This is a genomic window from Variovorax sp. GW821-FHT09D05 (genome assembly GCF_059416325.1).
On the sequence record NZ_JBWKOZ010000013.1, the window covers coordinates 41,905 to 54,562 of the forward strand.

Sequence of the window (12,658 nt, forward strand, 5' to 3'; positions counted from 1 at the left end):
GCCGCTACAGCTGGCTCTGCGGAATGAACGGCGCGATCAACCGCAGCTTGAAGCGCTGCCACGCCGAGGTTTCGGGCGGCACGTCGTAGGCCGTTTCCTTGCCGTCCTCGTCTTCTTCTACCCACTCGACGTTCCGGCCGGTGGCGTCGAGCCGCAGCCGGTATGAGCTGCCCGCATCCGCGAAGCTCAGCAGCTGCCGCGCCATCTCGGGGCTGTCGATGATCACGCCCAGTTCGGTGTTGAGCCGGGCCGAGCGGGGGTCGAGGTTCATCGAGCCGAGGAACACCTGCTTCTGGTCGACGATGCCGTTCTTCATGTGCAACGCGCCCGTGCGGTGGCCGAAGATGCCGTACTTGCCGCGCTTCACGCTCAGCGTGGGGCTCAGTTCGTAGATGGTCACGCCGGACTTGAGCAGTTCGTGGATGTGCGGCCAGTAGCCCACGTACACCCATGGCTCGTCGGTGGACGCAAGCGAGTTGGTGACCAGCGACACGCTGATACCCTCGGCCTGCGCCCGCGCCAGGTTGGCCACGGCCGCATCGGACGGAACGAAATACGGCGACACCATCTTGATGCTGGAGCGCGAAGTCTCGAACCACTTGATCACGCCTTCGGTCACCGTGCCCTTGATGGAGTTCTCGCGCTCGTTCAGGCCCTCGGTCTTGGTGAGCGGATCGAACAGCACGCGCGCATTGGCCCACAGCAGCGGGCTCAACTGGTGCTCGGCCAGCTCGAAAGGCAGGTTCAGCATGGGCACCATGTCGAGCGGCACGACGGAAGGCTCGTTTGCGCTGGCGTTGAGGATCTTGCCGTCCAGCGGGATTCGGAACGCCTCGGGCGGCTTCGCCGTGGCGGTGAGCGCTTCGAAGTTCTGCTGCAGTTGCGCGGGTGTCAGCGTGCTGCGGGCGATCTGGCCCACGGGGTAGACGACTTCGCTGTTCCAGTAGTGGTCGAACTCGTTCGACAGTTCGCGCACCACCGGGCCGGCCGCGAAGACGTCCATGTCGACGAAGTTGCTGCCGGCGGCATTCATCACATACTCGTCTGCCATGTTGCGACCGCCCGCCACGGCCGCGGCGTTGTCGGCCACGAACAGTTTGTTGTGCATGCGCCGGTTGATGCGGTCGAAGTCCAGGCCCGAGCTGATGAAGCGCGTCACGTCGCTGCCGCGCCCGCCCGGAAACGGGTTGAACAGGCGCACCTGCACGTTCGGATAGCTGGCGAGCGCCAGCAGCAGATCGTCTTCGCCGGTGGTGTAGAGGTCGTCGACCAGCAGCCGCACGCGAACTCCGCGCAGCGCGGCGTCGCGTAGCTCGCGCATCAGGGCGCGGCCGGTATTGTCCGCGGCCAGCAGGTAGTACTGCACGTCGAGGCTGCGCGTGGCGAGCTTCGCCATTGCGATGCGGGTGGCGAAGGAAGTGGGGCCATAGGGCAGGAGCTGGAAGCCCGAGCGGGTATCTGGGGGCAGCACCTTCTGCGTGATCGCGCTCAACGGCGTGGCCGAGAAATCGGCGATGGCACTGACGGGCTGTTCCGGTACCCGGGGCGGCAGGCTGGAGCACGCGCTCATCAGCAGCGAGAGGGCAAGCGCCAGTGCGGCAGGCAGCGCACGCCAGCATGCAGTGATCATTTTTTCTACTCCCGGCTCGGTTGGCACATCACATCCCGTGCGAATGATCCGGCTGGGAGTATGACGCGCTCAACCTGACGCCGAGCCTTGCCGGAGCCGGATCTACCAGTTCTCGGGTATGGCTCTTCTGCAAACAAAAAGACACACTCGCCCGCGTTTTGTCTTATTCGTTTTTGCAAGGGAAGAACCATGCTCACTCGACTCCAGCTCTCGCGCCGGTACTTGCCGGCCGTGGCCCTGCTCACCATGGGAAGCGCTCACGCAGCGGGCTACGTGGCCGGTGACGCCGGCAACCCCGGCCCCAACCAGCCGGGCTGGACGAGCAGCAGCGGCGGTGGCGCAGCCACGGTCTCCGGAGATGGCGCCACCGCGATCGGAGCGGGCGGCGACGGCAGCAACGGAACCGCCGGCGGAACCGGCGGCACAGGTGGAGCGGGCGCCAGCGCAAACGCGAACGGCGCGACGGCCATCGGCGGCGGCGGCACCGCCGGGCAGGGGTTCGCGGGCGGCACGGGCGGCAACGGCGGCAGCGGTGCACAAGCTTCTGCCAGCGGCGCCATCGCCGTCGGGTCGGGAGGCCAGGGCACGGACGGCTGCTGCGGCTTCAGCGGCCAGGCGGGCGGCGGCGGCGCGCAGGCATCGGGCGTCTCGGCGGTCGCCATCGGCAGTGCCTCGGGCGCCAGCCAGGGCGCCGTGGCATCGGGCAACGGCAGCACCGCCATTGGCGGCGCCTACAACGGGTCATCCGGTGCGTCGGCGCTGGCCACCGGCAGCGTGGCCGTCGGCACGGGCAGCCAGGTTGCCAGTGGCGCGACCAATAGCGCAGCCATCGGCGCCAACTCGGTCGCCACCGCGGCAAACACCGTTTCATTCGGCTCGGCGGGCCAGACGCGCACCCTCGTCAACGTCAACGCCGGCGCGGTGAACGCCACGAGCACCGATGCCGTCAACGGCAGCCAGCTCTACACCGTGCAGCAGACCGCCTCGACTGCGCAGTCCCTCGCGCAGAACTCGGCGCAGTACGGCGCGGGCGGCACATCGCTGCAACTCAACGCCAACGGCGGCGCCGGCACCACCATCAGCAACGTGAGCGCGGGTCAGGCGACCACCGATGCAGCCAACGTCGGCCAGGTGCAGCAGGCACAACAGACCGCCATCACCACGGCCAACAACTTCACCGTGCAGCAGGTGACGGCGCTGCAGACGCTGATGAACCAGGCCCTGGCCAGCGGCGTGTGCGCTGTGGGCGCTGGCGGTGCCGTGGCCTGCGGCCCCGGCGCCAGTTCCAGCGGCGCGGGCAGCACATCGATGGGCACCAACGCACAGGCCAACGGCGAGAACACCGTGGCCATCGGCAACGGGGCGCAAGCCAGCAATGCAGGCTCGGTCGCCATCGGTGCCGGCGCCAAGGCGCTGGCCGACCCAACCACCGCAGTAGGCAACAACGCCATCGCCACCGGCAACAACGCCGTGGCGCTGGGCGCCAACACATTGGCCTCGGGCAGCAACGCGGTCGCGCTGGGCCAGGGCTCCGTGGCGGAGCGCGACAACACCGTGTCGGTGGGCAATGCCGCCACCGGTCAGTTGCGCGGCATCACGAATGTCGCGCCGGGGGTGCTGGGCACTGACGCAGTCAACGTCAATCAGCTGCAGCAGGCGGTGAGCAACGCGACCAGCCAGGCCAATGCATTTGCTGCGCAGGGCGTGGCCGCGGCGTTGGCCATGCCGTCGATGCCAACGCTGCCGGTGGGCAAGAAATGGATGGGCGCGGCTGTGGGCAACTATGCGGGTGCATCGGCTGTCGGCTTCGCGTTTGGCTATCAGGTCAATGACAACCTGAATCTGGGGGTGGGGGTTTCGACTGCTACGAGCAGTGGGAGCAATAACAGGGTTGCGGCTCGGGTGCAGGCGGGGTATGCGTGGTGAGAGGTGTGGAAAGAAGGACCCACAACAATCCGGCTGCGTGAGCCATATCCCTTTCGAATTCACAAAGTGGGCTACTAAGCGCTCGCCATCAATCGCAGGTTCTGCACGGCCGCGCCTGCGGCACCTTTGCCCAGATTGTCGAGAACCGCGCTCAAGACGATCTGACCTGTGCGTTCATTGAATGCAACGGCCAGACTCATGTCGTTCGAGCCGTTGTGGACTTGCGGGTCCAGTTCGGTCATCGGCACAGCAGACGACATCGGCAGCACGCGCACATGCGCCGCATCGCGGTATCGTTCCGCAAGGCATTCGTGGATGCGCACGCCCGAAGCATCAGAGGGAAGCATCCGCGCGTGCAATCCGATGGTGAGCACGATGCCCTGCCGGTAGCTGCCATAGGCCGGCACGAAGATGGGCCGCTGCGCCAAGCCGCCATAGGTCTCGATTTCCGCGACGTGCTTGTGCTCGAGTGCAAGGCCATAGACCTTCAGCGAATGCGCTCCTGCGCCCCCAGCTCCGGCCTCATGCGCTTCCGCCCCCGCCCTGCCCTGACCCGAATAGCCTGAGACGGCGTGGATGACAAGCGGATAGTCAGCGGGCAACAGGCCCGCATCCGTCAGCGGTCGCAGCAGAGCGACCGCGGCGGTGGGATAGCAGCCCGGATTCGTGACCCGCGGTGCCGAGGCGATACGTTCGCCTTGCTGCGCATCGAGCTCCGGCAGGCCGTAGACCCAACCCGGGCTGGTGCGGTGGGCTGAGCTGGCGTCGATGACACGCACGGCAGGGTTCTCGATCATCGCCACCGCGTCGCGCGCCGCGGCATCGGGCAGGCAAAGGATCGCGATGTCGCACTCGTTGAGAGCGGCCCGGCGGGCAGCCGCATCCTTGCGCAGGCTTGTCGGCAATGTGCGGATGCGAAATTCCCCGCCCCGCAGGCGGTTCTGCAGGTCAAGGCCAGTGGTGCCCTGGTCGCCGTCGATGAAGATATTGAGGTCCATGGAGCGCGATCGTAGGGATACGACCTCGATGGCTCCAGCTAAATATATGGAACCCCAGATTAAGAAAAGTTAAATTAGCCATATGCGGGAACTGAGCCTTGACCATCTGCGCACCCTTGTCGCCATCGCCGACCTCGGGTCTTTGGCCAATGCTGCGCGCGCCCTTCACCTGGCGGCACCCACCGTCACCGTTCAGATCGCGGAACTGGAGTCGCGCCTGGGTGGCCAGTTGCTCGTTCGCGGGCGGGGGCCCGCGCAAGCGACTGCCTTGGGAGAGCGCTTCATCGCGCGTGCCCGCAGGTTGCTGGCAGACGCGGACGACGCAGTGGAGGACGTTCGACGTCAGCTCGCCGGCCAAACGGGCCGCGTGCGGGTGGGGGCATCGACGGGCGCCATCGCGCACCTGCTGCCGCCCGCGCTCGAACGTCTTGCCCGGAACCATCCCGGCATCGACGTGAACGTGCAGGTGCTGACCTCCAACGACAGCATGGCCCGGCTCGCCGCAGGCAGCCTCGACCTGGCAGTCGTGGCACTGCCGCAGGCGCCTGTGCGCGGTGTTCATGTCACTCCGCTGCGGCGCGAGTCTGTCGTCGCCTTTCTGCCGGCGGACTGGAAAGCACCCAAGCGGCTTACCCCGCAGTGGCTGGCCCAGCGACCGCTGATCATGAACGACTCCTCCACGCGTCTCTACCGGCTGACCGCGGAATGGTTCTCTGCGGCTGGCGTCCATTGCCGGCCGCGCATCGAGCTCAACTACAACGATGCGATCAGGACACTGGTCGCCGCTGGCTACGGAGCGGCCTTGCTGCCGGAGGAATCGCACGAACCCGCGCGCGATCCTCGCATCGCCGTTCGCTCGCTCAGCCCGGCTCTATGGCGGCAGCTCGGTCTCGCGGTCAGCGACCGGGGTGCCAGCGGACCGACACGCTTCGTCCTGGAGGCGTTGCTGCCAGAGAAGGACTCGGCTGCTTGAGTCGGCACCGGGCCCTGGCCCGCGGTTGCTCAGACTCCTTCGATGATCCGTAGATCCCGTTCGGCGCCGTCGCCCAACGCGGCAAGCGCGGCTTGGTAGTCAGGGCTGTCATGCGTGGACGTAGCCAGCTCGAGGCTGTCGAACTCGATCAACACGGTGCGTTCGGACAAACCGAACTCGTAGACCTTGGCGGGCAGGCCACGCGCCAGAAAGCGCCCACCGCCAGCAGTGATCGCCGGGCCGGCCAGTTTTGCGTAGGCCGCAAGTTTGTCGGCGTCCTTGATGGCACGGTACGCACTGACCCAATAGGCTTTTGCCATGGTGACTTCTCTCTTGTTGCTGAATGAACAATATAGCTTCCGTTGCCCATGACCTTGCCGAGGCATAGCCGAGAAGGCCGTGCTAGGTCGGCTCGATCACCGCTGTCGTTGCATCCACTGCCACCGTCGGCCGTGCGTAGCGCCACGCGATCAGCGCGCCGATGCCCAGGAACACCGCGGCAATGAAAAATGGCGCGCCTGGCAAATGCACGGGTGCGTCCGCCCCGATGAAATAACCGAAGCTGCCGGCGAACGTCGCTGGTCCGACGATACCTGCCACCGACACCAGGCTCGTCAACGCGCCCTGAACGCGACCTTGCTCACTAGCGTCGACCTGCCTGGTGAGCAGCGTCTGTGCCGCCGGTCCGGCGACCGTCAACAACGTGCCGAACGGTAGCGCAGCCACAAGGACCCAGCCGACATCGGCGAAGCCGTAGATGACGAAGCCGAGCACGCCGCAACCCAGCCCGAACAACAGGGTGCGGTGCTCGCCGAAGCGCTTCACGCCCGGCCCGATCAACAGCACGTTGACCAGCACACTGAGCACGCCTACCAGTCCGAGCACCCAACCCACCGCGTCTTCCTTCCAGCGGTATTGGTAGTCGGCGAACAGCACGAACACGCTGGGATAGACATACTGCGCGAGGTTGACAAGGAAGATCACCGCCGCCAGCCCGAACACCTGCGGGTAACGCTTCAACAGCACCAGCGATCCGATCGGATTGGCGTGCGACCAGTCAAACTTCCGGCTGCGCCGGTCCGAGGGCAGCGACTCCGGCAACACGAACCATCCGTAGCAGAAGTTGAGCATGGTCAGGCCGGCCGCGAACCAGAACGGCAAGCGTGAATCGATGTGGCTCAGTTGCCCGCCGAGCACCGGCCCGAGCACCAGGCCCACACCGAACGCCGCGCCCACTATGCCGTAGCTCTTGGCGCGCTCCTCCGGCGACGTCACATCGGCGATGTAGGCATTGGCTGCAGTAAGGCTGGCCGAGAACACGCCGGACACCACCCGGCCGATGAACAGCCACGGCAAGCTGTTGGCCAGGGCCATGAACACAAAGTCCACGGCCAGCCCCAGGCACGACAGCAAGATCACAGGTCGCCGCCCAAAGCGATCGGACAAGGCGCCCTGAATCGGCGAGCAGATGAACTGAATAGCCGCAAACGCCGTGCCGAACACTGCGATCCAATACGCCGCTGTTGCAGTACTGCCGCCAGCGAGGCGCTCCACCAGATGCGGCAGACCAGGAAGAATCAACCCGAACGCGAGGAAGTCGATCAGCACGGTCACGAATATGAAAGCGAGCGCGGCGCGGCGGGCGCGGGGCGCTTGAAGGGTCGAGCTCATCGCGAGTTCAACCGCTGCGGCTCAGGTACTTGCTCATCCGGGGGCGCGCCTCGCGGATGCCGCCAAGCCGGCCGAGCAGGCCATCGAATAAGCCGACCATCAGTGCAATGCACTTTCTCAAACGATCGCGCTCGAAGATCAGCATGGGCAGGATCTGCTTCAGCGTGTAGACGTTGATGAACAGAATCGCGGGAAAGGCGCGCACATGCGCCAGCGAGAGGTCGAGGGCATTGCGCGCAATGTAATAGCGGCGCACGGCCGAATAGTTGATGACGTAGATCTTCCAGCCGAACAGCGACTTCGCCTGGAGATCGCCGATCTGGTGCTGAAGCACGACGTGCGGATTCAGATAGATCGGTACGTCGCAGTGCAGTGCGCGCATGCAGTAGTCGGTGTCGACGTGGTCGATCACGTAGCGCTCGTCGAAGCGACCTATCCTGGCCCAGGCCGCGCGCGAAATCAAAGAGCCAGAAGAGATCAGGAAGGCGCAGCGAACCAGCGGTTCGGTGAAAGGCTTTCGCAGGTCGAACTGATAGACACGCTTGCCCTCGAGGCCGAATTGCGGAATCAGCGCGTCCAGGTTCGTGTCATGGACGAGCGGGCCGATCAGGAAGGCAGCGCCCTCTTCGCTCTCGCCGGCATCGCCTGTGCCGCGATCGTGTTTCCTGTCTCGTGCTGCCACTGCGGCCTGGCACATGGCGTTGAAGTAGCCGGGCGGGAGCTCCGAATCCTGGTCAAGCAGAAAGAAGAGTTCAACGCCCCGCGCTTCGAGTTCGACAATGCCGCAGTTGAAGGCACCCGCGATGCCACCACGGTTGCCGTTGTGCAGCACGGGGATCTCCGCGTCGATGAGCGCGCGATGCCAGTCGCCCACTTCTGGCGTGTTGTCGACCACACAAAGGCGCGGGCACGACTGCGCGAGTGAATGGAGGTTCGTCAGTTGCCCGTCGGTGGGGAAATAGGTGACGACAACGGCACCGAACGAAAAGGACATCGCGATCTATCCAGAGTGACAGGCGTTCGGAGTGTGGGCCCGAACCGATGACAATTTCAAGCGTTGTTACGGGCGCGGATTGATATGCTGCCCCTGCGGTTGGTTTTGCGCAAAAGCGATGCGCGATCGAGCTCACCGAAGTACTAATCTGGTGCGTTGAATGGCAAAGAGAGGCTGCGAGAGTTCTTGTCTGCGTTCATAACAAAGTATGAATCTGGCTTGCCTGAGCATCCTGTCGCTCTAGCGAAGTCACGTCTATTTGAAGAATGGTGGCGCGGACATTAGACGGACACCGATCGGATAGATACGAAGAAAGTTAGTGAAGCAATCGACATCGATACCGGCTTGTAGCCGGTAGTTGCGATGCGCACCCTGGCAGACGCCAATCGAGACATTGCCGTCGGCACAGCCTATGCCGCTTTCATGCTCAGCGTGACACGAAACAGCGCGTCGTCCTGAAACTCGTAGTGCCGTGTGTTGGACCCAAAATCGCCTTTGATCCACCATTTCTCCCCAGGGCTTTCTCTGAAAGAAATTCCCTCCCGCATGAAGCCCTGCTTCGCCTCATCGAAGCTCTCATACAAGGGGATGCCCACTTCGTCACGCGCGATAGGCCTGAAACCCTCGCTGGCCGCGATATAGAGAAACACAACGTCCAGCTTCTGGTCTTGGTCGAAGCGGAACTGAAAACCGGACGCTTGTGCTGCAGCCCAATAAACATCCTCAAGATTCTCGTGTGTCCGGTCGAAGTCGTAGACGACTTGCATGTCCTGCACTTCCAACACCTCGACAACCTCGTCATCCTTCAGCTGCCGCCCCAGCAGCGATTCGAAATCCATAGAAGCTCCCTTGCTCGTTCAGTGGAAAAGAAGCCCGACGCCACGACTTCGTTGTACTCAAGCCGCCATTGTGGGCTGAAGAAAAGTTATCCCACAAATCGAGACTTCCCAGCGCATTTGCTTTTTCCGCACCGCGCCGCTCTTCTCTAAAACTACGCCGCAGTCGGGTTCATGGCGGCAAAGGCAGCGTCGTAGCAGCCATCCCGCTCGGCCCAGCGCCGGACCCTGTCGCGCTCAACCAGCACTTCGCCCCGGAGGTGGTCCTGCGACTCCAGCAGCTGCATGACCTCCGCCACGTACGCGGCAAGCGGCATGGCGCGCGGGTCGGATGCCTGGCTGTCGCCCGTGAGTTCCGTCTGCACATAGGGCGGCGCCAGTTCAAGCACTTCGACCGGAACATTGCGCAGCTGATGGCGCAGCGATTGAAGCCAGGAGTGCACGAACGCCTTGCTGGCGCAATAGGTCGGAAAATCGACCCGGGGCACGAAGGCAAGGTTGGAGCTGGTCGCCATGATTGCCGCGTCTGGCTGCCTTTTCAGCAGCGGCAGGAGCTCCGCCGTCACGCGCAGCACGCCCATGATGTTCGTCTCCACGATGGCCTGGGCAGCAGAAACATCCCAGCCGTCTGCGGCCATGTTCTCCGCCCGCGAGATGCCGGCGTTGGCGACGAGCACATTGAGTTCGGAAAAGCGCGCACGAACGTCTTCGGCGAGACGAGGCAACGAGGCCGGGTCATCGAGATCGAGCGGCATCCCGACCATGCCCGGCCGGCTCGCCGTGATTTCATCGAGCAGGGCCTGCCGTCGCCCCGAGACGATGACGCGATTGCCGCGGTCGTAAAAAGCTTCGGCGAGCGCACGGCCGATGCCGCTGGTTCCGCCGGTGATGAGGATCGTGTTGCCGGTCATTTTCATGATTCGCTACTCCTTGTTGTGTTGAGGTCGTATGCAGGTGACGTGACAGCGCATTCGCCTCGTCCTTGAAAGGATCGGCGATGCGGCTTGTGAAAGGAAAAGATGGACGAGTCCAGCGCCAGTCGACCGAGGATCAGTGCGACAAGCGTGGCAACGGGGTCAGGATGAGGGAAGTGATGTCATGCCAAAGGCTCCTTTACTGCGTCGAGACACTCCCTGCTGGGATCCTCTCGACAAAGGACGCGTTGGATGACGGTAACGCCTACGACAGTGCCGTGGAGGCGACTGCGGGGGCGACTATAAGCGTGGCGCTGCGCTGTCGTCAATGCTTCATCAGTGCCGGCCTTTGACCGCCACTCCGGTAGTTACACCCCGCCGATCACAAAGAACAATTTCGCCATCGTAAATTCGCCGGAGACCGGCCACTTGAAGGCGGAGAGCCGTCGCGTAATGCGCTCGTCCTGCATGCCGTTGACCGTGAACGCCACCTGCTCCACCTTCCCCTTGACGATCAGGACAACCAGCTTCGCCCATTGCAGTTCCTTTGTCGGGGAGGTGTTCCGCAACTCCGCCGCGATCAACTGCTCGATCTGCTTCTGGGTGGCCTCATTGATCGACACACCCCGCTGCCCCCACTCGGACAAGAAAATCCGGCGCCGAGTGCCATTGATCTCCCATGCATCCTTTCTGACATGGGAGTCGGAATGATCGAAGAGCTCCGCGTAGATCGGGTGCAACGTCGTAAGACAGAAGTTCTGCAGCGAGTCTTTGAACGCGTCCTCGGCGCTGCTCCCTATGCCTGCGACGAAATCATCGAGCCGACGTCCATCCTTGAACGTGATGGAAACCCGGGATTCGACCGAGTACAACTTGCTGGAGGAAAACTCCTTTGCCTCATGGATCTCACCGTCGAGAAGTACCCCTTGCGCGGGGAAGAAAAGCCCATCCGGCTTCTTCTCGAATTTCGTGAAGTTGTGGGCCTTGAGCCAGAGTTCGAAATAGGAGTTGACGTACTCGCGCCCCTGTCCTGCGTGTGCCACGCTGCTCAATAACACGATGAGGGTTGCGAGAAGACGGATCACAGGGTGCATTGAATTACCCTTTCCCCTGAAGTTTTGACTAGCAAATTCTGGCCAGGTCGCAACGCCCTTCTCCAGAGGTGGCACCACAAGCTCAAAGCGGCCTCCTCAACCCGGAATATTCGGCTCGACCAACTGGGCCAGTGCGACAAGCGATTCCTGCCAACCCAGGTAGCACATCTCGACAGGAATCACGTCGGGGATGCCCTCCTGCACAACGGACATTTCAGTGCCGCAGGACACTGGAGTCAGCGTCACGGTGGTCTTCATGGTGCCAGGCAGATTGGGGTCGTCGAAAGTGGCGTCGTATGCAATGCGCTGGCCGGGGACGAGCTCCAGGTACCTCCCGCCGAACGAGTGGCTGTGGCCCGTACCAAAGGCGGTGAACGACATGCGCCAGGCGCCTCCGACCACGGGCTCCATGCTGTGGACTTTTCCGGTGAATCCGAACGGTGGCAGCCAGCGCTCGAAAGCGCCGGGCTCGACGAAGGCACGGTAGAGCCGGTCCGGCGGAGTGCGCAGCACGCGGTGCAGACGAACGGTGTTGGTAGCCATGGTTGTGTTCTCCTGAAGTGAAGAGGATGAGCCTCGTTTCGAGGCTCACGGGAAGGAACGGCCCTGGTCGGCAGGCGTCTTTGCAATGAACGCCTGCTTGTCATTGCGATTGAAGCCGGCCGACTCGTAGAACTGGAAGGTCGCTTCATCCTTCCTGCCGGTCATCAGCATGACCTTGTAGCAGCCTTGCGACCACGCAAAGGACAAGGCCTCTGCAAGCACCGCCTTGCCATGTCCCTGCTTGCGATGGTCGGCGTGGGTCACGACGTTCTCGATCACGCCATAGGGCCTGCAACCGCGGGTGAGATTCGGGACGACGGTGAGGGCGCAGCTTGCGATGAGCTTGCCGCCCACATAACCGCCGAAGTATTTGTAGCGAGGGTTGCCCAGCAGTTCCTGCCAGACGGCCTCGACAGTTGCGGCGTTGGGCAAGGGGTCATCGGCGTCGTGAAGATACTTGTACAAGGCCAGAAGGTCCTTGAGTTCTGAAGCGCCAACTTGATGAACTTCCATGCATCCTTCCTTTGTCGAGGCCTTTGGAATCTGCGCCTCTATCTCCTTGATCACGGCCTCTTTCTCCCGGTTGTAGACCTGGGGGTTGGCCGGGTCTACCGCATGGGCGCGATCCTTCGCTTCTTCGTACCTTCTGCGCAGATCCGGGCGGCGGCTGAGTATGTCGATGAAGGCCAGCGAATCCTTGTGAACAGGATCGCCGCGATGGCAGATGTGGATGTTGACGTTGAAGCGCCGCCCTTCATGTAAGACGGAGGCGCAGACATACGGCTTCTCATCCCTGTCGACCCAGACCGGCCGACGGTGAAAGCCGATGCGCTCGAACGCCCTCTGCTCTTCCCGAAGGTCATCGCGGGAGGTGATCGCCGTGATGTCGATCATCGGCTTGCCACGCAGTCCGACCACCGCCGTGCTCCCGATGTGCACGAGTTCCACGCTGGCCAAATGCATGCACACGTACTCCTTCACCCCGGCGAAGACTCGGGCGTATGCAAGGTCATACGGGACGATATTCCGGTGCTCAAGGCCTTCGTCGAATGCGTCGATCTTCATGGCTCGTTCCGATG

General features: G+C 63.3%; 12 protein-coding genes. 2 read left to right on the plus strand and 10 right to left on the minus strand.

Annotation, left to right across the window (positions count from 1 at the left end):
• Positions 1-4: 4 nt before the first annotated feature.
• Positions 5-1,630, minus strand: a complete 1,626-nt coding sequence (locus tag AC07O3_RS29770; RefSeq protein ID WP_495341029.1) for a phospholipase D family protein — start codon at positions 1,628-1,630, stop codon at positions 5-7.
• A gap of 189 nt (positions 1,631-1,819) precedes the next feature.
• Here AC07O3_RS29770 and AC07O3_RS29775 point away from each other — a divergent pair, with 189 nt between their 5' ends.
• Positions 1,820-3,556, plus strand: a complete 1,737-nt coding sequence (locus AC07O3_RS29775; RefSeq protein WP_426389645.1) for a YadA family autotransporter adhesin — start codon at positions 1,820-1,822, stop codon at positions 3,554-3,556.
• A 74-nt stretch (positions 3,557-3,630) separates the two neighbouring features.
• Here AC07O3_RS29775 and argC read toward each other — a convergent pair whose 3' ends face one another.
• Positions 3,631-4,554 (minus strand): N-acetyl-gamma-glutamyl-phosphate reductase, encoded by a 924-nt coding sequence (gene argC, locus AC07O3_RS29780; RefSeq protein WP_097198554.1) that lies wholly within the window; start codon positions 4,552-4,554, stop codon positions 3,631-3,633.
• 82 nt (positions 4,555-4,636) lie between these two features.
• Between argC and AC07O3_RS29785 the strand changes: the two genes are divergently transcribed.
• The gene (locus AC07O3_RS29785) at positions 4,637-5,527 is read left to right on the plus strand and encodes a LysR family transcriptional regulator (protein ID WP_093080771.1); all 891 of its coding nucleotides are present in this window, start codon (positions 4,637-4,639) and stop codon (positions 5,525-5,527) included.
• A 29-nt stretch (positions 5,528-5,556) separates the two neighbouring features.
• Here AC07O3_RS29785 and AC07O3_RS29790 read toward each other — a convergent pair whose 3' ends face one another.
• From AC07O3_RS29790 to AC07O3_RS29825, 8 genes are all read right to left on the minus strand, one after another.
• A complete protein-coding gene (locus tag AC07O3_RS29790) occupies positions 5,557-5,847 on the minus strand; it encodes a DUF1330 domain-containing protein (RefSeq protein ID WP_093179630.1) in 291 nt (96 codons plus the stop codon).
• Positions 5,848-5,929: 82 nt separating this feature from the next.
• Positions 5,930-7,198: a TCR/Tet family MFS transporter gene (locus AC07O3_RS29795; protein WP_495341030.1), complete on the minus strand. Its 1,269-nt coding sequence runs from the start codon at positions 7,196-7,198 to the stop codon at positions 5,930-5,932.
• Positions 7,199-7,205: 7 nt separating this feature from the next.
• Positions 7,206-8,093 (minus strand): glycosyltransferase family protein, encoded by an 888-nt coding sequence (locus AC07O3_RS29800; RefSeq protein ID WP_495341031.1) that lies wholly within the window; start codon positions 8,091-8,093, stop codon positions 7,206-7,208.
• 509 nt (positions 8,094-8,602) lie between these two features.
• On the minus strand, positions 8,603-9,031 hold the full coding sequence (locus AC07O3_RS29805) for a hypothetical protein (protein ID WP_426389650.1): 429 nt from the start codon (positions 9,029-9,031) through the stop codon (positions 8,603-8,605).
• A gap of 152 nt (positions 9,032-9,183) precedes the next feature.
• Positions 9,184-9,945 (minus strand): SDR family oxidoreductase, encoded by a 762-nt coding sequence (locus AC07O3_RS29810; RefSeq protein WP_495341032.1) that lies wholly within the window; start codon positions 9,943-9,945, stop codon positions 9,184-9,186.
• A gap of 365 nt (positions 9,946-10,310) precedes the next feature.
• Positions 10,311-11,036: a DUF6348 family protein gene (locus AC07O3_RS29815; RefSeq protein WP_307617666.1), complete on the minus strand. Its 726-nt coding sequence runs from the start codon at positions 11,034-11,036 to the stop codon at positions 10,311-10,313.
• Positions 11,037-11,132: 96 nt separating this feature from the next.
• Positions 11,133-11,579, minus strand: coding sequence for an SRPBCC family protein (locus AC07O3_RS29820; protein ID WP_495341033.1), 447 nt, complete (start codon positions 11,577-11,579; stop codon positions 11,133-11,135).
• Positions 11,580-11,624: 45 nt separating this feature from the next.
• The gene (locus AC07O3_RS29825) at positions 11,625-12,644 is read right to left on the minus strand and encodes a GNAT family N-acetyltransferase (protein ID WP_495341034.1); all 1,020 of its coding nucleotides are present in this window, start codon (positions 12,642-12,644) and stop codon (positions 11,625-11,627) included.
• Between the last annotated feature and the right edge of the window lie 14 nt (positions 12,645-12,658).